We start from the raw sequence: 22,908 nt of genomic DNA, 5'->3' as shown, positions 1-22,908 counted from the left end.
CTCACCGCTCCCGTCGGATCGCGCCTCTGACCGCGCCGAGGGCGTCGAGGTCCAGGATGGCGTTCGAGGTGCGTTCGAGCATTCCGAAATTGGTCGAGGCGGGTTGGAACCTCGGCTGGATGGCGCTGCGCCCGGTGGAGAGCAGCCAACCGAAGTACGGCCAGAGGGTCTGCTGCCGGTAGGCCAGCCAGGCGTCGTCGAAGTCGGGTGCGGTGCCGCCGGCCGCCCCCAGCCGGCCCAGGTAGAAGCCGAGCAGGTCACGTTCCCACCTGCGGCGGTCGTCGACGCTCAACCCGGTCACGATCGTGTACGCCACGTCGTACGCCCAGCTACCGCGCATGACCACCTGCCAGTCGGCGAACCCCATCCGCCCGTCGCCGGTCCGGTAGACGTTGCCGATGTGCGGGTCGCCGTGCAGCAGCGTCAGCGGCCCCTCGGTGGTCAGCTCCAGCGACCGCCACAGGGCCAGGTAGAGGTCCTCGTAGCGGGCCACGACGGGGTCGGGGATCACCGTCCTGGCCCGCTGGACGCCGACCCGCCCGCGCCTGCGGAGCTGGGCGAACCGGGCGAGGTTGCCGACGAACGTACGCGGCGTCTGGTGCAGGAACGGGTGCCGGGCCAACCCGGGATCGTTCCAGTGCCGCCCGTGCCAGGTGGCCATGCCGGTGAGCAGGTCCTCCAGCTCGGCGCGGGAGATCGGCGTCTGCGGCGTACAGAAGGTGGCCTGCCGGGTGGTGGCGACGTCCTCGATCAACACGATCGAGCGGCCCGATGCGGGGTCGACCGCCCCGTGGTACCCGTACGGGGTCTCGATCTCCAGGTGGGGGCGCAGGTGCCGGTAGAAGCCCGGTTCGCCGGTGAGCACGTCGGCCAGCCCCAACAACAGGCGCTGGGTCCAGCTCCGGGTGGTCTTGGCGAACAGTTCCGTGGGCAGGGCGGCGTCCCGACCCGCGTCGTTGTAGCTGACCGTGGCGCGCCACCGGGTCGAGGTGCCACTGCTCACGTCGGCCACCGCGTACGCCCGCACCGCCGCATCCGGAATTCCGGTGCAGAGTACGGCGGTCAGCCACTCCCGGGTTACCTCACCCGTCCGTACGGGTATGTCCGTCGGTCCGGTGGCCCGGTGCCGGACGAGTTGTTCCCGGAGCACGTGGCCGCCGTACCGCGCCATTCTTCCGACCATCGATGGTGCCGGATCACTTGCGCGCACATCCGTGTTCAACCACCGGTCTCCTCGCCTGCGCCCCCGACCCCTCCAATTGACTCTTTTCTATGCGGAGTATGCCTGATCGGATGGCCGGCAGAAAGGTGGTACCGGGTCTCGAATGGCAGCCGAGAGCAATTCGTGACCAGGGATGACCGACAACGCGTTACGTGGACCGTCCGATCCGAATCGGAGGTGAGACCGTCTCGCGTGGACGGGGTGCCACGTTGCGGCCGAGCCGGCGGCGCAGCAGCCGCCACGAGGCCACCGACAGTCCGGCGTACGTGAGGATGCAGGCGATCGCCGCACCGTACGCGCCCCAGAGGGGGATGGCCAGTGCGAACAGGATCAGCGCCACCACACTGCCCGCCGCGCCGAGCAGCCCGGCGGTGGTCATCCACCCGCCCCCGAGCAGGGCGCGGCTCGCCACCGCGAACGGCGCGAAGGCGACCTCGGCGACCAGCAGGACCAGCAGCAGCGGGCGGGCGTCGGCGAACGCCTCCCCGAACACCGGGACGATCAGGAACCAGCCGCCGACCGCCACCACCAGGCCGATCAGCGCCGCCGCCAGCAGGGCCGTCCGCCGGGCACGGGCCACCCGGGACAGTCCACCCCCGAGTGCCACCTCGCGGTTGACGAGCTGTCCCAGGGCGGCGGGCACCACCCGGGGGCCCTCGCTCAGGGTGGCCGCGACGGAGTAGATGCCGACCGTGGCGGCGCCCGCCACCGCGCCCAGCACGTACCGGTCGGCGCGCAGGGCCAGAGCGAGCCCCATGGTCAGGCCGAGCGCCCGGAAACCGTGCCGGAGCATATCGACCATTTCCCGGCGGTCGGGGGAGTCCAGCGGGACCAGGCCGACCATCCGCAGCCGGGCGCACTGGACCATCGCGACCGTCACCATGCCCAGCCCCTGGGCCAGCAGCAGGATCCAGGCGCTCCGGTCGAGCAGCGCTCCGAGTAGGACACCGACCAGGCCACCGGCGGCGACCGCCGCCGCCCAGGCGCTGCCGGCGCGGAACCGGCCGGCGGCGTACCAGACGTCGGGGAACTGGGTCAGTGCCACGTACCCGATCGTGATCACCAGTACGGCGACCAGGAACGGCGGCTCCGCCAGGCCGGGGTCGATCAGCGGTCCGGAGAGGATCGACAGCAGTACGGCGAGCCCGCCCCCGGTGACCGCGGAGACCACCGACCACCAGGTGTACGAGGCGAGCAGGCGCTGGGCGGCGGGCGTACCGGTCACGGCGGGCAGGCGGGAGCGCAGGGCCGAACCCGTACCCAGGCCGGAGAGCAGCCCGGCGATGCTGCCGGTGGTGATGCCCAGCACCATCAGCCCGCGCTGGTGTGGTCCGAGCAGGGTACTGGCCAGTACGGCGCTGAGCGCGTAGCTGGCCGACTGGGCGAGGCTGGACCCGGTCAGGAAGGCCACCGGAGATCGCCGGCGTTGACCCGCGACCTGCGTGCCCGTTCCCGCGTTCTCCATGCTGTACCGCCTTGTCCGGGCAGATTGTTGAATCTGACCAGAATAGCCAAAACGCACCCTTGTACGGGGCTCGAACTGATACAAACCCTTTGGATACTTTGAGCGTGTTTGGGGTCGGAGGCCGTGCCCGTGAAGCTTCGTCCTGGCAACTCCGGGCGGCGTCGCGCCGTCCCCGACCCGACGCCAGCACGATGACCGGCCGGGTGTACCTGTCCCCGCCCGATGTCGGGCCGCTCGAAGAGTCGTACCTGGTCCGGGCGTTGCGCTCCGGCTGGGTGGCGCCGGTCGGCCCCGAGGTGGACGCGTTCGAACGCGAGGTCGCCGAGCGGGTCGGTGCCGCATACGCGGTCGCGGTCAGCTCCGGCACCGCCGCCCTGCACCTCGCCCTGCTCGCCCTCGGCGCCGGTCCGGGTCAGGTGGTGGTGGTGCCCACGCTGACCTTCGTCGCCACCGCCAACGCGGTGGTCTACACCGGCGCGGAACCGGTCTTCGTCGACTGTGAACCGGCCACCGGCAATATCGACGTCGACCTGCTGGCCGACCTGCTGCACCGGCTGCGTGCCGAGGGCCGGCGGGTCGCCGCGGTGGTGCCGGTGGACATGTTCGGCGCCTGCGCCGACTACGACGAACTCCTGCCCGTCTGTGCCGCCGCCCGGGTCCCGGTGCTGGTGGACGCGGCCGAGTCGCTGGGGGCCACGTACCGGGGCCGGGCGGCCGGGTCGTTCGGCCGGGTCACCGCGTTCTCCTTCAACGGAAACAAGATCATCACCACCTCGGGTGGCGGGATGCTCGTCTCCGACGACGCCGGGATCATCGCCCGCAGCCGTCACCTGGCCACCCAGGCCCGGCAACCCGTCCCGCACTACGAACACCAGGACATCGGCTACAACTACCGGCTCAGCAACCTGCTCGCCGCCCTCGGCCGGGCCCAGCTCAGCCGGTTGGACGAGATGCTCGCCCGCCGCCGAGAACTGCGGGAACGGTACGCGAAACTGTTCGCCGCCGTGCCCGGCGTACGACTGCTCGGTGAGGGTGACGAGAGCGGACCCGGCGGCGACGGCATCCCGGCCGGGGTCCGGATCACCGCCGACGGTGCCGGCGCACGCGGCGCGAACTGCTGGCTCACCACCATCGTCGTCGATCCCGACCGGGCCGGGTGGCGGGCCGGGCAACTCGGCGCCCACCTCGCCGCCCAGGACATCGAGAGCCGGCCGGTGTGGAAACCCATGCACCTGCAACCGATCTTCGGCCAGGCCCGCGCGGTCCTCACCGGTGCCGCCCAGCGCCTCTTCGAGGACGGGCTCACCCTGCCCAGCGGGTCCGCGCTGGACGAGACCCAGACAGGCAGGGTCTTCCACGCCATCGAGCAGTTCCTGGCCGACCGGTGAACACGGACCTGGCGGTGGTCGACGCCGACACCGCCGGACCCCTGCTCGGGGCGGACTGCCCGGACGTCTACTTCACCGCCGGCTACGGCACGGCCGCGGCCAGCACCGAACCCGGCACCTGGCAACTCGCCCACCGGGCGGACCGGATCCTGCTTCCGTACGTGGTCCGCCGGCTCGATCCGACCACGTCCGACGCGGTCAGCCCGTACGGCTACTCGGGGATCCACGTCGAAACCGACTGCGCCTCGACCGAACTCGCCGGATTCTGGCGCGGGGCGCTCGACCACTGGCGGGACACCGGAATGGTCACCCTTTTCCTCCGGTTCTCCCCGCTGGACCTCGCCTCGGTCGTCGCCGTACAGCGGCTGGGCGTGATCGAGCTGACCCGCCGCGCGGACACCATCACCGTCCCGGTCAACCAGGGCAGCACCGCGATCTGGGCCGGGATGGAGGGACGGTCGCGTACCGCGATCCGCAAGGCCCGCAACGCCGGCCTCGGCGGCACCATCCGGGCCGCCGACCCCGACGACGTGGTTGCCGGCTCACCCTTCCGCCGGCTGTACGAGCAGACGATGCTCCGGGTCGGCAGCGCCCCCGGATACCTCTTCGCCCAGGAGTACTACCGCAAACTGGTCGACGGCCTCGGCAAGGCACTGCTGATCGCCGAGGTACGCGAACCCGGCGGAGCCGTGGTCGCCTCCGCCCTCGTCCTGCGCCACCGCGACCGGGCGCACTACCACCTCGCCGGCTCCGACCCGCGTACCGTCCGCGACGGCGCCAACAACCTGCTGCTCTGGACCATCCTGGAATGGGCCGCGGAGAACGGCTGCGCCCTGGTCCACCTCGGCGGCGGGGTACGCCCCGACGACGGGCTGTTCCAGTTCAAACGCTCCTTCGGCGGTCGACGTACCCAGTTCTGGACCGGTGCGGTGGTGCTGGACGAGCGGCGCTACGCGGGCCTGCTCACCGAGCACGCCCGTACGCTCGGCCGCGACGTCGACGAGCTGCGCCGGTCGGGTTACTTCCCCGGCTACCGGCTGGGTCGGAGCTGACCGATGGCCGACGATCACCGCGAACACGGTCCCGCCCTGCTCGGGCAGCGCTGGGAGGTCGGTTCCAGCTTCCCGCTGCACCTGCCGGCCGAGCCGGACTGGGCCCGTACGCCCGGACACCCCGACCCGCCGTCCGCCACCCCCCAGTACGGCGAACTGTTCGGCTCCGGCCGCCAGGCACTGCGCGCCCTGGTCGAGTTCGGCCGGCGCGAGTACGGCTGGACCGCGCTGCACCTGCCCGCGTACTACTGCGCCGACGTGGTGGACGAGGTGGCCGACGTACTGCCGGTCCGGCGCTATCCGGTCGGGCCGACCGGTGGGGTGCCCCCGGTCGCCGCGCCGACCGACGCGGTGGTGGCGGTGTCGTACTTCGGCGCGCCACCGGTGGTGCCGGCGACGTCCGGGGCGACCCTGGTCGTCGACGCGACCCACGACCCCCGCGCCCCCTGGCTCGCCTCGGTACGCGCCGACTACGTCTTCGCCTCCCTGCGCAAGACGTTGCCGGTGCCCGACGGCGGGGCGCTCTGGTCGGACACCGGTCGCCCGGTCCCGCCCGCCGGCCCGCCGACCGCCCGCCACCTCGGCCTGGTCGACCGGGTCCTGTCCGCCATGTACCTCAAGGCGGCCTACCTGAGCGGCGGTCCGGTGGACAAGCAGCAGTACCTGGCCCGGTACGCGGCCGGCGAGGACCTGTTCCGGGACAGCGGGATCAGTGGCATCTCGGAGTTCTCCCGCCAGATGCTGCGGGTGCTGCCGACCGACCGGCTCCGCCGCCGTCGGATCGAGAACGCCGCCCTGCTCGCCGCCGGACTGTCCGGGCTGTCCGGGCTGCGCGCCCGCGCGCACACCCTCGGGGTGGTGCTGGAGTTCGACTCGCACCGGCGACGCGAGGCGGTCCGGCACGCGCTGATCGACCGTCGGGTCTACCCGGCGGTGCTCTGGCGGCTCGGCCCCGATCCCGCACCCGAGGACCGGGCACCGGTCGAGTTGACCATGGACGACCGGGTCAGCTTCTCCCGCCGGATGCTCTTCCTGCACACCGACTACCGGTGCACCGGCTCCGACCTGGCCCAGGTGGCCGAACTGGTACGCGAGATCCACCCGACAACCGCGGCGAACCCGGTCCGTACCGGCGGCGACGGCGTCCCGAGCAGCGGCGGAACCGTCCCGAGCAGCGGGGGAACCGCACCGAACGGTAGGGGAAGAGGAGAACCATGCTGACCGGCCGACTGGTCGGACTGCGCCCGATGCAGGCCGACGACCTCGACTTCCTCACCGACCTGGCGAACGCGCCGCAGGTCCGGGGCAACGTGGTGGGCTGGGACTGGCCGGTGGCGCGCGACGCCCAACGGGACTGGTTCCAGGGCGCCTCCCACGACCCCCGCAACCGCCGGCTCACCGTGGTCGACCTGGCCACCGGCGGACCGGTCGGTCTGACCGGGCTGTGGGAGATCGACTGGCACAACCGGTCCGCGCTCACCGCGGTCAAGCTGATGCCCGGTGCGACACCGAAGGGCGCCGGCAGCGACTCGATCATGCTGACGATGGCCTGGAGCTTCTACGACGTCGGGCTGCGCCGGTTGCACAGCACCATTCTCGACTTCAACGCCGCCAGCTTCGGCGCGTACGTCCGGCGGTGCGGTTGGCAGGTCGAGGGGCGCGACCGGGAGGCGGTCTTCCGCCGGGGCCGCTGGCACGACCTGACCCGGGTGGCGATCCTCCGGCCGGAGTTCGACGCCCTCCCGGACGCCCCGGAGTACGTCGACCGGGCCTGCGGCCCGACCCCGCCACTGCCGTCCCAACCGAGCCCCACCAAACCGGCCCGACACCTCGACCCGGCCGCCCGTACCTGACCGCCCGACCGTCCTCCCGTCCCCGACCCTCCACCCCGTCCCCGTTTCCGACCCTCGTTCCGGAGAGGACCGACAGTGGCAGGACTGCGCGTAGCCATCCTGTACAAACACCGGCAGAGCGGCCGATGGATCCTGCCCCAGGTGGAGGAACTGCGCCGCCGTGGCCACCAGGTGATGGTGGTGCTGCCACCGGGCACCGGGCCACTGCCGGCGGAACTGCTCCGGCGCGGTTTCGAGGTGGTCGAGTCGCCGTTCGACTTCCGCTTCCGGCCCAACCTGGCGACCCTGCGCGGGCTGTGGCGCCTCCGCCGGCTGCTGCGCGACCTGCGCCTCGACATCCTCAAGTACCACCTGTACGCGTCCGCCCTCGCGGCCCGGTTCACCTCGGTCGGGCTCCGGCTGGGCCGGGTGCACGTGGTCGTCGGCCCGCTGTTCCTCGAATCCCGGCTCATCCGTACGGTCGAACGCTGGCTCTGGCGCGCGGACGACGTCATCATCTGCGGCACCGACTACACCTCCCGCCAGTACGGCGCCCTCGGCGCCCCGCCGGAGCGCCGACCGTCGACCACCCCCGGCATCGACACCGACCACTTCAGCCGGGAGCGTTTCGTCGCCGAGCAGGGGCCGACCGCGGCCGAACTGCGGGCCAAGATCCGGGCCGAGCTGGGGATCGCCGAGAACGCCTTCGTCGTGGTCATGGTCGCCTACGTGTACGCACCCAAGCGGCTGACGTACCACGGGCGGGGGATCAAGGGCCACGACATCCTGCTCCCCGCGTGGCAGGCGTTCCAGGCCCGGCACCCCCGCGCCCACCTGCTGCTGATCGGGGGCGGGTTCTCCGCCACCGGGGAGACCCACCGCCGGGAACTGGTCCGCCGGTTCGGCACCGACGCCGACCCGAGCATCACCTGGATCGAGTCGGTGACCGAGGTGCGGCCGTACTACAACGCGTCCGACCTGAGCGTCAGCCCGTCCCTGTCCGAGGGGCACGGCGCACCGGTCGAGGCGGGCGCGATGAGCCTGCCGAGCATCGTCAGCGACGCCGGTGGGCTGCCCGAGGTGGTCGACGAGGCCAGCGGGTGGGTGGTCCCGGCGGGGCGGGCCGGTCCGCTGGAGGCGGCGCTGGGGGCCGCGTACCGGGAGTTCGACGCCGGGGTGCTCACCCGTCGGGGTGACGCCGCCCGCGAACGGATGGTCAAGTTCTTCGACCACCGACCGGCGGCCGAGATGATCGCGGACATCGTGGAGCGGACCGCGAACGGGGTGCGGTCGCGATGAGGGTGGTGGTGACGACCGAGACCCGGTTCTCCCGTACGCCGGACGGCTCGGTCTGGACCCCGGACGGTCCCGCGTACCCGTTCTTCAGCCGCTACCTCGCGGCGTTCGACACCGTACGGGTGGTGGCCCGGCTCCGGCACGTCGAGGAACCGCCCGCCGACGCGCACCGGGTCGACGGTCCGGGGGTCGAACTCTGGCCGGTCCCGCACTACGTCGGCCCCCGCCAGTACCTGTCCCGGTGGCGGTCGATCCGGGAGGCGGTCCGCGCCGCCGCCCAGCCCACCGACGCGGTGATCCTGCGCGTACCGTCGCCGACCGGTTCGATCCTGGCCGGGTGGCGGGAGCGGCAGCGGCTGCCGTACGCGATCGAGGTCGTCGGTGACCCGTACGACGTGTTCGCCCCCGGTGTGGTGGACCACCCACTGCGGCCGTTCCTGCGCCAGTGGGGGACCACCCGGTTGCGCCACCTGTGCCGGTCCGCCGGCGCGGTCGCGTACGTCACCGAGCGCCACCTCCAGTCCCGGTACCCGAGCCGGCCCGGTGCGGTCAGCACCGCGTACTCCAGCGTGGACCTGCCCGAGGACGCGTTCGTGTCCGGCCCCCGGCAGGTCGAACAGCCGCCGGATCCGGGAACCCTGATCTCGGTCGGCTCGCTGGACCAGCTCTACAAGGGCATCGACACGGTGATCGAGGCGCTCGCCCGGCTCGCCGGGACCGGCGTCGCCCCCCGCCTGGTGCACCTCGGCGACGGGCGGTTCCGGCCACGTCTCGAACAGCTCGCCGGGCGACTGGGGGTGGCCGACCGGGTCACCTTCGTCGGGACCGTACCGGCCGGTGCGGCGGTCCGCGCCCACCTCGACGCGGCGGACCTGGTGGTCGTGCCGTCGCGTACCGAGGGGCTGCCCCGGGCGTTGATCGAGGCGATGGCGCGGGGCCTGCCGGCGGTCGGCACCACCGTCGGCGGCATTCCCGAACTGCTCGCCGACGTCGACCTGGTGCCCCCCGACGACCCGGCCGCCCTCGCCGAGGCGATCCGTCGTTTCCTCACCCAGCCCGGACGGCTCGGCGCCGCCTCGGCCCGCAACCTGAACCGGGCCCGGGACTACTCGCACGCCTCGCTGCGCCCCCGCCGGGACCTCTTCTACCGAGGTGTACGGGACGCGACCGCGAGCCGGACACCGGTGGGTGGTCGCGCGTGACGAGTTCCAGAGCGGAGCAGACCCGGCGCGGCGGCAGACCGGTCCGGCAGCGGCAGCGTCCACGCCCGACCGTGTCCGACCCGACCGTACGGGTGGCGCACGTGATCGGCTGGCTGGACCGGGGCGGGGCGGAAACGGTGTCGCTGGACATCTGCCGCGCGATCCCGCCGGACGACGTACAACAGACCTTCATCACCCTCAACGGGCGCGAAGGCACCCTGGCCGACGACTTCCGGGCCGCCGGAGCCGAGGTGGCCCAGTGCCCGGTCATCCCGCTGCGCACGTTCGGGCCGAGGCTGTGGCGGTGCCTGCGGCTGATCCGCCCCGACGTGGTCGTCTCGCACGTCAGCCTCACCAGCGCGGTGATCCTGCTGGTGGCCCGCCTCGCCGGGGTGCCGGTACGGATCGCCAGGTTCTGGAGCGAGGGCGACGGCCGGGCGGACACCCGTTACCGCCGGGTCCGGCGCGCCCTGCTGCGTCGGCTGCTGCGTCGGGTCGCCACCGACGTGGTGGGCGTGACCACGGCGGCACTCGCCCTCGCCGGCCCGCCGACCGGGGACGACCGCTACCGGGTGCTCTACAACAGCGTCGACCCGGCCCGGGTACGGGGCTGGGAACGGGCGGCGGCCAGAGCCCGCTGGCGGTTGCCGACGGACGTGCCGGTGCTGGCGTACCTGGGGCGCTCGGCCCCGGAGAAGAACCGACCGTTCCTGATCGAGGTGCACCGGGCCGTACGCGCCCGGTGGCCGGATGCCCGGCTGTTCGTCGTCGGCCCGGGCGGCCCCGGCGACCTGATCCGGGCGTACCCGGAGATCGTCGACGATCCCCTGGTCGTGCTCGCCGGTGAGACCGACGAGATCGCCTCGGTACTCGCCGCGACCGACGTGCTGCTGCTGCCCTCGCGGCGGGAGGGGCTGCCGGGCGTGGTGCTGGAGGCGCTGGCCGCCGGGGTTCCGGTGGTCGCCACCGACCTGCCGTGCCTGCGCGAGGTCGAACCCCGCGTACGCGGACTCGCGCTGCTGCCGCTCGCCGACGGCCCGTACAGGTGGGCGGACGCGACGGTGGCCCAGATCCAGCTCGGCCCGGTCGCCCGGGAGGAGATCCGCCGGAGCCTGCACTCGTCCCCGTTCCTGCTGGCCAACGCCGTCACCCAGTGGCGGACGCTCTGGACGGTCGGCCGCCGATGAGGTCCGCGCGGATCGGCCCGACCGGGCAGAACGACGACACCTCCGACGGCGACGGCGAGGACATCTTCACCGTCGACGGCCCGGCCCGTACCGTCGATGCCCCACCCTCGGCGGACCGGACCGGGTGGGCGGGCCGGAGCCGTCCCACGGGCCGGGGCCGACGGTCGGGCCGAACCGGCCCGGACACCGTGACCTGGGCGCTCGCCGGCGGGCTGGTGTGCGCGGTCAGCCTGGTGCTGGTGATCCTCGACGACCGGATGCAGCACTGGTTCGTCGTCCCGGTCACCGGCTGCGGTGTGCTGATCGCCCTGGACGTGGTCGCCTGCGCCCGTCGCCGGCTCGACATCTTCGACCCGCAGGCCCTGCTCGGCCTGCTCGGGCTGCACTTCTTCTACCTGGCCCCGATCCTGCACGTGACGCTCGACCACTGGGGACTGTTCGTCAACCCGCCGACCGAGTGGCGCGACGCGCTCGGTGCGATGGCGATTCTCAACCTGGTCGGGCTGCTGATCTACCGGTGGCTGCTGTCCCTTCCGGTCCGGGGCCGGCACACGGCCTGGGGTCCCCAGCTCAACGTGTCCCGGTTCTACCTGATCGGGTCGCTGGCCGTGGCGGCCGGGGTGCTGGCGTTCGGGTTCGAGATCGTGGTGTTCGGCGGCCTGAGCGGATTCCTCGCCGTGATGACCCAGGGTCGTGACGCGCTCAGCGGGATGGGCTGGCTGCTGATGCTCGCCGAGTCCTTCCCGCTGATCGGATTCGCCCTGGTCCTCGTCCGGTGGCGGGAGGTGCTGGCCCGCCGCCGTTCCCTGGTGGTGTGGCTGCTGATCGGCCTGGCCCTGGTCCAGTTCATGGTCGGTGGCCTGCGGGGCAGCCGGAGCAACACCGTCTGGCCGATGTTGCTCGCCCTGATCCTGGTCCACCTGATCGTCTTCACCATCTCCCGCAAGGCCCTGCTGGTCTGTGGCCTGATCTTCGTCGTGTTCATGTACGTCTACGGCCTCTACAAGAGCGCCGGGGTCGAGGTCATCGACGTCGTACGCGGTGACCGCAGCATCGAGGAGATCTCCTCGGAAACAGGGCGGGACCTGCCGAAAGTGCTCCTCAACGACCTCGCCCGAGCCGACATGCAGGCGGTACTGCTCGAACGCAAGCGCCACGGCGAGGGCGACCTGGGGTACGGCGTCACGTACCTCGGGGCGGCCACCCTGATGGTGCCGGGTTGGCTGCTGCCGGAACGCCCGACCACCAAGCTCGTCATCGGCACCGAGGTCCTGCTCGGGCCGGGCAGCTACGACCGGGACAACGGCCAGTGGGCCACCCGGATCTACGGCATCGCCGGCGAGGCGATGCTCAACTTCGGCGCGGCCGGTGCGGTGGTGTCGTTCGTCCCGCTCGCCCTGCTGGTCCGCTGGTCCCGGCGGCTCTACCGGCGCGCCCGCGACCAACCGGACCTGGTGCCGAAACTGCTCGCGCCGTCGCTCGGCGTCGCGACCGTGCTGGTGCTCAGCAGCGACCTGGACAACATCGTGGTGTTCCTGCTCGGCCGGTTCGTGCCGCTGGCGGTGGTGGTGCTGCTCGCCTTCGCGGTGCCGAGGCGGGACTCCGGCGGACCGAAGCGGAGTTCCGGTCGGGCGGCGCATGCCAGGGTCGACCTGCGGGTGCTCCACTAGGACGCACCCCTGGGTGCCCGTCTCGTCCGGGCGAGCACGGCGGCGGGCCGGTTCACCCCGACCCGGCCGGCGGCGGCACCGATCCTGCCGGGGCGGGCGCCGATCCCGGCAGCCGATCCGGCGACCGGCGCCGACGTCTTGCGGTCGCGTCCGTACGTCCGCAGCACCTTGCCGGACAGGTGCAGGATCCCGTAGAGGACGGCCCCGTACACCAGGGTCTTCACCAGCGCGAAGCTCTCGCCCCGGAAGTTGTACATCCAGGTGACCGTGAACAGGACGCTGGCGTACGTGTAGAAGCCACCGCGTACCGCCCGGTTGACGAGGAAGCGCTGCACGGCGGTCAGCGCGGCGAAGACGAGGGGGATGCCGACCAGGCCGAAGTTCAGGTACGCCTCGGCGGTCAGGGAGAAGCCGTAGCCACCGGGCGAACCGGGGGCGTACGAGTCGACCAGCCACTGCGCCAGCGCGTACTGGGGACCGATGGGCAGGACACCCTGGACCGCGTCCCAGTACGTCCCGCCGTGCGCGAACGGCAACTGGTGCGGCACCAGGCTCATCACGTACGTGTCCGGGAACATCACCGTCCCCTCGTTCAGGGCCCGGGTGGTGCCGATCCCGACACCGGGGCTGCGGATGCTGGCCAGGAACGTGGCGAGGACGACACCGGCGACACCGATCAGGGCCAGCCGCAGCGACATGGCACGCCGACGGAACAGTTGGACGTGCAGCAGAACGCTGAACAGCGCGAACAGGAAGTCCCGCTCGTTCGTGGCCAGGCAGTAGCCGACGTAGCAGGCGACGTTCACCGCGTACGCGATGGTGCCGAGCCGGGTCGACCGGGCGGCGAAGTAGAGCGAACAGGCCATGGTCTGCAAGAGCAGGTAGTCGTAGTGCCAGGGACCGGCGAGGGTGATCCGGTCCAGCTTGTTCCCGGAGAGCATCGCGGGACCGTGCAGTGCCATGATCGTCAGCGCGTAGAGCGCCAGCGCGAGCAGGAACGGCACCAGCAGCGGGAGGCGGTGCTCGGGTTGGTCGATCCGGGTCCGGTCCAGCGCGCCCCGGCGGACCGGAACGACGACCCCCACCACGAGCATGGCGAGGAAGGCGAGCAACAGGCCGAACGACGCCGCGCCGATCTTGTCGATGGCGATGCCGGGGTAGATCTCCCGCCCCAGCACGTGGTTGAGCGCCGGGCCGAGGCCGAAGAACGCGAAGTAGCCGGCCAGGTACGGCAGCACGTCCCGACGCCCGGAGCGCAGCAGCAGCAGTACGGGAACCGCGACGGCTCCCGCGACACAGGCCCAGATCACCGTGGTGCTGTTCAGGTCCACGGCCGTCCTTTCAGGGCACGGCGCAGCATCAGCGCCTTGAGCGTTCCGTCACCGGCCACCGTCAGCACCACCGTCCAGGCGGCACCGTCGAGCCCGTAGCGGGGAATCAGCACGTACGCGGCGACCACGGTCAGAAGCAGGGTGGCGACGCTCGCGGTGAACTGGTTGCCGAACCGGTGCAGCGCCGACAGGGCGGTGCCCACGACGAACACCGCCCCGCTGAGCGCGGCGACCACGGTGAGCAGGGTCAGGACCGACGCGTGTCGTGCGTACTCGGCGCCGTAGACCAGGTCGAGGGCGGGTCGCCCGAGCATCGCCGCCGCGCCGACCACCAGTGCGCCGATGCCCAGCGTGGCCAGGACGAGTCGGTTGACGAGTCGGGTGAGCGCGGTGACCTGGCCGTCGGCGTACAGATTGGACATCCGGGGCAGCATGGTCTGGGCGACCGCCGCGAAGATCGCGTTGGCGGCGAGTACGACGTACCCGATCGCGGCGAAGATGCCCAGCGCGGCCGTGCCCAGTTCGTGGCCGACCAGGTAGCGCGGCAGGTTGATGGTGAACGAGGCGAGGCCGGAGGCGATGCCGAGGGGGAGGGCGAGCGCCGCCAGGCTCGCCAGCCGCCCGACCGCCCCTCGCCGGCCGTCCGGTGCCCGGGTGTCGTCGTCCGGCACCGGGCCGGCGCCACGACGCAGCGGGCGCGCGGTGATGACGCAGTAGCCGATCGCGCCGAGCGCGGATCCGGCGACCGACCCCAGCACCGCCCACGCCACGCTGCCGGTGATCAGGAGCAGCGTCGTCACGGCGAGCACCGTGGCGACCCCGTTCAGGATCATCGAGAGGCTGATGCTGCGCATCCGTCCGTGCCGCTGGAAGAGGCCGAGGTAGATGTCACCGACGCCGTCCAACGCCTTGGCGACGCCGACCAGCACCACCACCAGGGCACCGCCCGAGCCGACGAAGGCGGCGATGACCGCGATCACGACGGTGGCGGCGACCATGCCGAGGACGCGCAGCCGCAGGTAGTCGTCGAAGCCGAAACGCGAGCGCGCGTCGGTCACCTGGACGGTCCGCAGGGCGAGGCTGGCGACCAGGAGGACCGGTGCCGCCACGGCCAGGCCGAGTGCGTACTGGCCGACCATGGCCGGGTTGCCGTACCTGGCCAGGACGACGATCACCACCCACTGCGCCAGGGAGGCGACCAGGATGCCCAGCAGGCTCCAGCTGATCTGCCCGGCGACGGCATGGCGACTGCGATGCAGACCGCCGGAGCGCCCGGCGACCGTACCGGGACGGCCGGTGGCGGTCGCGGTGCTGGTGGGAGTCGCGGTACTGGCCGCGGGGCCGTCGAGGATCATCCGGGCTGTACGCCGGTGGCCCAGATGTTCGCCGACCACGGCCAGCCGTCCGGCAGCAGTCCGCTACAGGCGTTCCAGGTCCGGGCGGCGAGCCGGTACGAGCTGCCGGACAGGTCCGGCCGGACGCGGGAGTTCGGCATCGTCGGTCCGCCGCTCACCCCGGTCACGATATCGACCAGACCGGCCGCCGCGAACGCCGTACGCAGCGAGTCCTCCGACATCACCCGCAGATTGTGGGTGGCCAGGGTCTCCGGGCTGAACCGCCGCAGGAGCGCGACCAGGGCGGGGTGGGCGTAGTTGGGCACCGTCACCGCGGCTACCCCGCCGGGGCGGAGGAAGCGCCGGTGGTGCGCCATGATCTCGCCGGGCTCCTCGAAGTGCTCGACCAGACCGAAGGAGAGGACGAGGTCGACCGGCGGCAGTTCGGCCGTACGGACGTCGCCGAGCTGCAGGTTCGCCGGTACGCCGGCCGAGTGCAGGAGCCGCCGCGCGGTGCTCAGGCCCTCGGGCGCGAAGTCGATCCCGTGGTAGGTGTGCATCGGCCGCAGTTGGTGCAGTTGGAGCAGCATGCTGCCGGGGGCGCAGCCCAGTTCGAGTACGTCGACCGGGCCCTCGCGGCCGGTGCTGTCGAGCAGGTCGGCCAGCAACTGGTGCCAGGTCCGGGTGGCCTTGAGTCGTTGTTTGACCCGACTCGCCACCCCGCCCGACCTGGGTTGCGTCCACAACTGGTCCCAGGACTCGGTGCTGGTCAGATCCGTCGAACTCTTCATCGCCGTCCCCCTTCCGGGGGTCGCCCCGGCCCGGATGTTCGGATCCGCGTTCCGACCACTCAACCGGTCGAAAGCGGACCAAATCGCTACAAAGTGTTTTACCACCCATTAGCGAGGGACGGATCCTTTTCGGTCATCGGGGACGAGTGGGGAGGGCAGGACGATCCGGAAGGTGGTACCGGCGCCGAGTTCGCTGGTGACCTCGATGGTGCCGCCGTGGTCGGTGACGATCTGCCGGGTGATGGCGAGCCCGAGTCCGCTGCCGCCGGTGCCGCGCCCACGGGCCGAGTCCGCCCGCCAGAACCGGTCGAACACGTGCGGGAGCGCGTCCGGGGCGATCCCGGAACCGTCGTCGGCGACCCGCACCAGCGCGGTCGCCGCACCGGTCCGGGCGCAGTGCAGGGTGACGTTGCCGCCGACGGCGGTGGCCCGCAGCGCGTTGGTGATCAGGTTCCCCACCACCTGACGCAACCGGTCGGGGTCGGCGTAGACGAGGACCGGCTCGGCGACCACCCGCAGCGTGATCCCGGCCGCCTCGGCCAGCGCCAGGTGCGCCGTACGGCAGGTCTCCAGCAACTCGGCCAGGTCGACATACACCCTGTGGTACGCGAGCGTGCCGGCCTCGGCCAGCGCCAGTTCCTGGAGATCGTCGACGATCCGCTGCTGGAGCACCGCCTCCTCGTGCAACGAGGCGAACAGCTCCGGGTCGGGGGTGATCACCCCGTCCTTGAGTGCCTCCAGATAACCGCGCAGGTTCGCCAGCGGGCTGCGCAGCTCGTGTGCGACGTCGGCCACCAACCGGCGCTGCCGTTCCTCGCCGCGCTGCAACGAGTCGGCCATCTGGTTGAACGAGCGGCCCAGCTCGGCCAGCTCGTCCCGGCCCTCCACCGGCACCCTGCCCCCGAGGTCGCCCCGACCGAGCCGCTGCGCGGCGGCGGTGAGCCGGCCGATCGGGCGGAGCACCCGGTGGCTCAGCAGAGCCGTGCAGAGGATGGCGACCCCGGCGACCCCGGCCACCCCGGCCAGCATCGGGCCGCTGGTCAACGCCGCTCCGGGGTCGCTCGCCGCACCGAGATACAGCCGTACGGGCTGCGGTGCGACGTCGTTGATCTGCAGGTCGAAGACCTGCGTCAGGCAGCTCACCCGGTCCTCGGTGGTCCCGGTGCCGCCGTCGGTCGATCCCTGCGGCGGCTTCGTGGGGGTCGCGGGACGCTCGGTCTCCGCGCCCGACTCGCCGTGGATGAGTGGCAGCAGGTCGTCCATCGGGGCGCCGCAGTCACCGGCCCTGGCGATGTCGGTGGCGATGTCCCGGCCCGCCTCGGCGGTGCCCACCCGGCAGTTGTTGACCAACTCCGGTTCCGACTGTGGACTGTTCGGACCGGCATCGAACACGGGCACCCCGAGCGGGCCGGGCGTGCTGGTCACCGCAATCCCCTCCCGGGTGAGGCAGGCCGCGAAGAGCACCCCGGAGCGGTAGTTCCCGATCGCCTTGACGGTGCTGGAGGCCAGGCTCTCGATGGGCACGTTGGCCAGTGACAGGGTCGGTCGCGGGTTGACCACGGCGGTGAGCGGGCCGAGGGGCCGGGTGGCCCTGTCGGGGTTGTCCTGGGTGTCGGAGTCCACCAGCACCACGAAATCCGTCTCCAGGCGGATCCGCTGACCGGTGTCCTGGTGCAGCCGCTGGACCAGGGTGGGTACGCCCTCCCAGGTGCCCTGCCGGGTGCCGTACGACTTGAGCTCGGAGCTGATCATGTCGACCTGGGCCTGGTCCGCGTTGGCCGTGGCGCTGAGCTGCTGCCGGGCCTGCCGAAGGGTCAGCCAGGCGGTCGCGGCGGTGGCGCTGAGCGCGACGAGCATGACCAGCCCCAGCACCCGGAACCGGAAACTCACGGCGTGGCCGTCGCCGGAACACCGAGGTCGGAGAGTCGGTAGCCGCGGCCGAAGACGGTCTGGACGTACCGGGGTTCGGTGGCGTCAGCCTCGATCTTGCGGCGCAGGTTCATCACGTGTACGTCAACCGTGCGTTCGAGGACGTAGTGGTCGAACCCGAACGCCCGGTCGATGATCTGGGCGCGGGTGAACGCCCGACCCGGCTCGCTGGCCAGCACCTCCAGGATCCCGAACTCCTTGGCGGTCAGGGTGATCGGTCGGCCCTCGATCCGTACCTCGAACCGCCCGGCGTCGATCTCCAGGTCACCGACCCGCAGCACCGCCTGCCCGCCCGCGCTGACCACACCGGCCCGGCGCAGCAGCGCCCGTACGCGCGCCGCCAACTCACGCGGGCTGTACGGCTTGGTCAGGTAGTCGTCGGCGCCCAGATCGAGGCCGAGCAGGATGTCGTCCTCGGTGGTACGGGCGGTCAGCAGCAGGATCGGCAGATCGGACTCGGCCCGCAGCACCCGGCACACGTCCAGCCCGTCGACCACCGGCATCATCACGTCGAGCACCACCAGGTCCGGCCGGCGGATCCGTACCTGGTCGAGTGCGGCCCGGCCGTCGCCGACCAGCAGGACGCTGTGTCCCTCGCGTTCGAGGTAGATCCGCACGAGGTTCGCCTGCTTACGATCGTCCTCGGCAACCAGGATCCGCGCGCCCATGACTCCCCATCCTGACGGGTAACGGTCGTACGGATTCAACCGGTGACCCGTTAAGTATTCGTGAAGACAGGGTGCGGAACCCATATGGCACCGGACGTCCGCTTCGACGCACGGTGAGGCAACCGCTTCTTGATCGGTTCTTCACACCCGGCCACCTACGGTAGCCCGCATGTCGGTACGTCAGCTACACGGCAGCGCGGCCATCGGCCACCTGACCAGCCACGATGCGCGTTGGCGCCGGGAGGCCCGGCGCCGGATCAGGGTAACCCTCGCGGTCCGCCGCGCCGAAGCAGCACCCCGCCCCGCCCTTTCCCACCCTCCCACCCCACCGCCCCCGCCCCTCCCCTGAGGGGTCTTCATGATCAGGGGGAGTCCGGCCGGCTGGAGCGAGCCGAACTCTTCACGCTGGCTTGTTTGCCCCGTGGGGGATGATGAGCGGTGTGGGGGACTGGATCATCATTGCGGCGTACGAGAACGCGCCCGGCTGTGCGCAGCCGCAGGCGGCCGTACGCGCTTGACTGCGTGACCGGGGCATCGACTGGATGCCCCTGGAGCCGAGCGACATCCGCTGGGATCTGACCTGCGGCATCGGCCCCGACGGGCACTGGCACGGCTGGTACGGCGTACACGTCCGGGCCGCCGCTCTCCGCCGTCTCGGCCTGCACCCCGACCAGCCGACCGCAGTGGTCCCCGGCCCGACCCCGCCCGCCTGGTGGCACGCCGCAGCAGAACGCAACGCCCGATGACACGGTCAAGCGGACATCCGATCGCCCGGGCTGTGGCGACCAACTGTCCCTATGGGGGCACCTACCCGCCACAGCCCGCCCCGCCCTACCAGTGGGGGCCGGCGTCGAGGCGGCGGTCGAGGAGTTGGCGCAGCGGCATCGACTCGCCGTCGCGTCCGCCCTCGCCGACGATCAGCTTCGGCTCCCGTGGCTCGATCGTCACCCCGGTCAACCGGGCCCGCAGACTCGTCGGCACGGTCAACAGGTAGAACTCGCCGTCGGTGGTGACCGCGCGGGTCAGGTTCACGTCGACGTACCAGCCGGTCAGGCCGGTGCGGTAGCGGGCACCGGTCGGGGCGACGGCGGTGAGCGGACGCACCGGCAGGCCACGCCGCTGCGCCTCGCGGACGAACTCGGCCACCAACTCCCGCGCCTGTCCGGTCTCCGCCGCGCGGCGCAGCCGTTCCGCCTCGGCCCGTACCTCGACCGCGTGGCGGTGCTGCTCCCGCCAGGCGGCAGCCTCGTCGTCGACCATCAGCAGACCGTACCGCCGGGGGTGGAAGAGACCGCCCGCCGCGACGAGGGATCGTCGCGACGGGCGGTGAGTGTCAGCGGCCCGACTTGCCGATCCCCTTGTCGAGCCCGGCGCGGCGCAGCGCGTCGGCCATCGCCCCGCCGGCAGCGGGAGCCGGCGACGAACCGCGCCCCTGCCGGGGCTGGCCACCGCCACCGCGCTGCCCACCCCGGTCGGCGCCGCCCCGGTCCCGGCGCTCGCCGCCGCCCGCCGGGCGGTCGCGGCGTTCACCACCGCCACCGGTACGCGGAGCGCCCGGCGTCGCCTCGTCCTCCAGCCGCAGCGTCAGCGAGATCCGCTTGCGCGGTACGTCCACGTCGAGCACCTTCACCCGGACCACGTCACCGGACTTGACCACGTCCCGGGGGTCCTTCACGAACGTGTTCGACATCGCCGACACGTGCACCAACCCGTCCTGGTGCACCCCGACGTCGACAAACGCGCCGAACGCGGCGACGTTGGTGACCACACCCTCCAGCAGCATGCCCGGCGTCAGGTCGCCGATCTTCTCGACGCCGTCGGCGAAGGTCGCGGTACGGAACGCCGGTCGCGGGTCACGTCCCGGCTTCTCCAACTCGCCGATGATGTCGGTGACGGTCGGCAGGCCGAACGTGTCGTCGACGAAGTCCGTCGGCCTGAGTGCCCGCAGCAGCGTGCTCTTGCCGATCAGCGAGCCGAGGTCGGTTCCGGTGGAGGCGAGGATGCGCCGGACCACCGGGTACGACTCCGGGTGCACGGCGGAGGCGTCCAGCGGGTCCTCCCCGCCCGGAATGCGCAGGAAGCCCGCGCACTGCTCGAACGCCTTCGGCCCCAACCGGGGGACCTCCTTCAACGCCCGGCGGGTACGGAACGGGCCGTGGGTGTCCCGGTGCATGACGATGTTCTCCGCCAGCCCGGCCCCGATCCCGGAGACCCGGGTGAGCAGGGGTGCGGAGGCGGTGTTCACGTCCACCCCGACGCCGTTCACGCAGTCCTCGACCACCGCGTCCAGCGAGCGGGAGAGCTTCGCCTCGGAGAGGTCGTGCTGGTACTGGCCGACCCCGATCGAGCGCGGCTCGATCTTCACCAGTTCCGCCAGCGGATCCTGGAGCCGGCGCGCGATCGAGACCGCCCCGCGCAGCGACACGTCCATGCCGGGCAGTTCCTGGGAGGCGTACGCCGACGCGGAGTAGACCGAGGCGCCGGCCTCCGAGACCACCACCTTGGTCAGGTTCAGGTCCGGGTGCAGCCGGATCAGATCACCGGCGAGCTTGTCGGTCTCCCGCGAGGCGGTGCCGTTGCCGATCGCGATCAGGTCGACCGAGTGGGTCCGGGCCAGCCGGGACAGGGAGTCGATCGAGGCGTCCCACTGCCGGCGCGGCTCGTGCGGGTAGATGGTGTCGGTCGCCAGCACCTTGCCGGTCGCGTCGACCACCGCCACCTTCACCCCCGTACGCAGGCCGGGGTCCAGGCCCATCGTGGTCCGGCTGCCGGCCGGGGCGGCGAGCAGCAGGTCGCGCAGGTTCATCGCGAAGACGCGTACGGACTCGTCCTCGGCCGCCTGCCACAGGCGCATCCGCAGGTCGGCGCCGAGGTGGATCAGGATCCGGGTACGCCACGCCCAGCGCACCGTGTCGGTCAGCCAACGGTCCGCCGGCCGTCCCCGGTCGTAGATGTCGAACCGGGCGCCGATCTCCGTCTCGTACCGGGTCGGTCCGACCGGGCCGGACTCCGACTCGGGCGCCTCCTCGGGCTCCATGGTGAGGTCGAGTACACCCTCCTTCTCACCCCGGAACATCGCCAGCACCCGGTGCGAGGCGAGCCGGGTGTACGGCTCGCTGAAGTCGAAGTAGTCGGAGAACTTCGCCCCGGCGTCCTGCTGGCCGTCGCGTACCCGGGCGGCGAGCCGGCCCCGCGACCACATCTGCTCGCGCAGCGACCCGATCAGGTCCGCGTCCTCGGCGAACCGCTCGACCAGGATCGCCCGCGCCCCGTCGAGCGCCGCCGTCGGATCCGCCACGCCCCTGTCGGCGTCGACGAACGCGGTCGCGGCCGTACGCGGATCGAGCGTCGGGTCACCGAGGAGCTGCTCGGCCAGCGGCTCCAGCCCCGCCTCCCGGGCGATCTGCGCCTTCGTCCGCCGCTTCGGCTTGTACGGCAGGTAGATGTCCTCCAGCCGGGCCTTCGAGTCGGCCGCCATGATCTGCGCCTCGAGGGCGTCGTCCACCTTGCCCTGACTCCGGATGGACTCCAGGATCGCCGCCCGCCGCTCCTCCAACTCCCGCAGGTAGCGCAGCCGCTCCTCGAGGGTGCGCAACTGCGCGTCGTCGAGCATCTCGGTGACTTCCTTGCGGTAACGGGCGATGAAGGGCACGGTGGCCCCGCCGTCGAGCAACTCGACGGCGGCCGTTACCTGCCGCTCGCGTACGCCGAGCTCCTCGGCGATCCGCTGATGAACAGACGTCGTCACGATCCTGGTCCGCCTTTTCCGGGTGGGTTACGTACGCATTCTGCCGTCCGCCACCCGTCCGCGTCGCGCCGCCCGGCCGGCGCCCGACAGAGGCGGTCCTCAGCGGCGGGGGGTGAGGGTGGCGGCGGCCACCGTCGCGTCGACCGCGTTCAGCAGGTCGGCCAGGGCGGGCGGCAGCAGCCGACGGGCGGCCGAGATGCGCTGCGCAACGGCATGCTCGGGCAGGCCGAGTACGCCGATCATGCCACCGGACCGGACCAGCGCGGCCAGCGTCGCGTTGCGGATGTCCAGGGGTTGGTCCGAGCGTTCGAGGACGGCGGCGAGCCGGACCCGGGGTGCGGCCACCCGGTTCGGGTCGCGGCCGGGCCAGCGCACCTTCATCCGCAGACTCAGCCCGCGCCGGCTCTCCCGCCGCAGCGCACCCGCGCTGACCAACCGGAGTCCGACCTGCTCGTGGACCTGGGGGCGGATGAACTCCAGCCAGCCCCGGGCGTCGTACCCGTCGCCGTGCCGGACGATCTCGCCCAGTGCCCGGTCCGCGACCGGGTCCTGCCAGGCCCGGTTGTCGGCGACGAAGACCTCGCCGCGGGTGATGGTGATCCGGCCGGCGAGGGCCAGTTCGGCGAGGATCGCACCGGCCAGGGCCGGGTCGAGCAGGTTGGCGGCGGCCAGCGGACGGCCGTTGTAGTCGTCGTGTCCGATGAGGAACAGCTCATCGGCGAGTCGTTCGGTATCGCCCAGGAAGTTGTTCATGGCTCTCCGGCCCCGCCCGGTACCGTCGTGACGCTTCGAT

Annotated in this window: 19 protein-coding genes; 9 read left to right on the top strand and 10 right to left on the bottom strand. The window is 72.0% G+C overall.

The annotated features are described in order from the left end of the window. Position 1: 1 nt before the first annotated feature. Both OIE47_RS01870 and OIE47_RS01865 read right to left on the bottom strand, forming a co-directional pair. Entirely contained in the window at positions 2-1,171 is a 1,170-nt protein-coding gene (locus OIE47_RS01870; RefSeq protein WP_326559723.1) for a phosphotransferase, read from the bottom strand. A gap of 199 nt (positions 1,172-1,370) precedes the next feature. After that, positions 1,371-2,687 carry a lipopolysaccharide biosynthesis protein gene (locus OIE47_RS01865; RefSeq protein ID WP_326559722.1) on the bottom strand — a complete coding sequence of 439 codons (1,317 nt, stop codon included), beginning with the start codon at positions 2,685-2,687 and terminating at the stop codon, positions 1,371-1,373. A gap of 191 nt (positions 2,688-2,878) precedes the next feature. Here OIE47_RS01865 and OIE47_RS01860 point away from each other — a divergent pair, with 191 nt between their 5' ends. The 8 genes from OIE47_RS01860 to OIE47_RS01825 all read left to right on the top strand — a co-directional run bounded on the left by OIE47_RS01860 (position 2,879) and on the right by OIE47_RS01825 (position 12,314). Further along, complete coding sequence (locus OIE47_RS01860; protein WP_326559721.1) at positions 2,879-4,075, top strand: aminotransferase class I/II-fold pyridoxal phosphate-dependent enzyme; 1,197 nt, start codon at positions 2,879-2,881, stop codon at positions 4,073-4,075. Beyond that, a complete protein-coding gene (locus tag OIE47_RS01855; protein ID WP_326559720.1) occupies positions 4,072-5,127 on the top strand; it encodes a lipid II:glycine glycyltransferase FemX in 1,056 nt (351 codons plus the stop codon). Before OIE47_RS01860 ends, OIE47_RS01855 begins: the two co-directional genes overlap by 4 nt. A 3-nt stretch (positions 5,128-5,130) precedes the next feature. Next, positions 5,131-6,348, top strand: coding sequence for a hypothetical protein (locus tag OIE47_RS01850; protein WP_326559719.1), 1,218 nt, complete (start codon positions 5,131-5,133; stop codon positions 6,346-6,348). Beyond that, positions 6,342-6,980, top strand: a complete 639-nt coding sequence (locus tag OIE47_RS01845; protein WP_326559718.1) for a GNAT family N-acetyltransferase — start codon at positions 6,342-6,344, stop codon at positions 6,978-6,980. The genes OIE47_RS01850 and OIE47_RS01845 overlap by 7 nt, the downstream gene beginning before the upstream one ends. Before the next feature lie 75 nt (positions 6,981-7,055). Then, complete coding sequence (locus OIE47_RS01840; protein ID WP_326559717.1) at positions 7,056-8,258, top strand: glycosyltransferase family 4 protein; 1,203 nt, start codon at positions 7,056-7,058, stop codon at positions 8,256-8,258. Further along, the gene (locus tag OIE47_RS01835; RefSeq protein ID WP_326559716.1) at positions 8,255-9,457 is read left to right on the top strand and encodes a glycosyltransferase; all 1,203 of its coding nucleotides are present in this window, start codon (positions 8,255-8,257) and stop codon (positions 9,455-9,457) included. The genes OIE47_RS01840 and OIE47_RS01835 overlap by 4 nt, the downstream gene beginning before the upstream one ends. Further along, positions 9,454-10,644, top strand: coding sequence for a glycosyltransferase family 4 protein (locus OIE47_RS01830; RefSeq protein WP_326559715.1), 1,191 nt, complete (start codon positions 9,454-9,456; stop codon positions 10,642-10,644). The genes OIE47_RS01835 and OIE47_RS01830 overlap by 4 nt, the downstream gene beginning before the upstream one ends. Beyond that, positions 10,641-12,314: a hypothetical protein gene (locus tag OIE47_RS01825; RefSeq protein ID WP_326559714.1), complete on the top strand. Its 1,674-nt coding sequence runs from the start codon at positions 10,641-10,643 to the stop codon at positions 12,312-12,314. Before OIE47_RS01830 ends, OIE47_RS01825 begins: the two co-directional genes overlap by 4 nt. Here OIE47_RS01825 and wzy read toward each other — a convergent pair. From wzy to OIE47_RS01800, 5 genes are all read right to left on the bottom strand, one after another. Next, positions 12,311-13,645: an O-antigen polysaccharide polymerase Wzy gene (gene wzy / locus OIE47_RS01820; RefSeq protein ID WP_326559713.1), complete on the bottom strand. Its 1,335-nt coding sequence runs from the start codon at positions 13,643-13,645 to the stop codon at positions 12,311-12,313. The genes OIE47_RS01825 and wzy overlap by 4 nt on opposite strands. Then, complete coding sequence (locus OIE47_RS01815) at positions 13,636-15,000, bottom strand: lipopolysaccharide biosynthesis protein (RefSeq protein WP_326559712.1); 1,365 nt, start codon at positions 14,998-15,000, stop codon at positions 13,636-13,638. The genes wzy and OIE47_RS01815 overlap by 10 nt, the downstream gene beginning before the upstream one ends. After that, complete coding sequence (locus OIE47_RS01810; protein ID WP_326559711.1) at positions 14,997-15,770, bottom strand: class I SAM-dependent methyltransferase; 774 nt, start codon at positions 15,768-15,770, stop codon at positions 14,997-14,999. Before OIE47_RS01810 ends, OIE47_RS01815 begins: the two co-directional genes overlap by 4 nt. Before the next feature lie 108 nt (positions 15,771-15,878). Further along, entirely contained in the window at positions 15,879-17,660 is a 1,782-nt protein-coding gene (locus OIE47_RS01805; RefSeq protein WP_326559710.1) for a sensor histidine kinase, read from the bottom strand. Next, a complete protein-coding gene (locus OIE47_RS01800) occupies positions 17,657-18,367 on the bottom strand; it encodes a response regulator transcription factor (protein ID WP_326559709.1) in 711 nt (236 codons plus the stop codon). Before OIE47_RS01800 ends, OIE47_RS01805 begins: the two co-directional genes overlap by 4 nt. Positions 18,368-18,909: 542 nt before the next feature. Between OIE47_RS01800 and OIE47_RS01795 the strand changes: the two genes are divergently transcribed. Further along, complete coding sequence (locus tag OIE47_RS01795; protein ID WP_326559708.1) at positions 18,910-19,113, top strand: hypothetical protein; 204 nt, start codon at positions 18,910-18,912, stop codon at positions 19,111-19,113. Between the two features lie 85 nt (positions 19,114-19,198). On the opposite strand, the gene OIE47_RS01790 is transcribed toward OIE47_RS01795, so the two are convergent. The 3 genes from OIE47_RS01790 to OIE47_RS01780 form a co-directional block, all read right to left on the bottom strand. Next, on the bottom strand, positions 19,199-19,627 hold the full coding sequence (locus OIE47_RS01790; RefSeq protein WP_326559707.1) for a hypothetical protein: 429 nt from the start codon (positions 19,625-19,627) through the stop codon (positions 19,199-19,201). A 73-nt stretch (positions 19,628-19,700) separates the two neighbouring features. After that, on the bottom strand, positions 19,701-22,115 hold the full coding sequence (locus OIE47_RS01785; RefSeq protein ID WP_326559706.1) for a Tex family protein: 2,415 nt from the start codon (positions 22,113-22,115) through the stop codon (positions 19,701-19,703). A gap of 99 nt (positions 22,116-22,214) precedes the next feature. Next, a complete protein-coding gene (locus OIE47_RS01780) occupies positions 22,215-22,868 on the bottom strand; it encodes a GOLPH3/VPS74 family protein (protein WP_326559705.1) in 654 nt (217 codons plus the stop codon). Positions 22,869-22,908 lie beyond the last annotated feature (40 nt).

The organism is Micromonospora sp. NBC_01796, from assembly GCF_035917455.1.
Lineage (GTDB): Bacteria > Actinomycetota > Actinomycetes > Mycobacteriales > Micromonosporaceae > Micromonospora_G.
The sequence above is the reverse complement of the archived record's forward strand: the minus strand, read 5'-3'. Positions and strand labels throughout refer to the sequence as shown.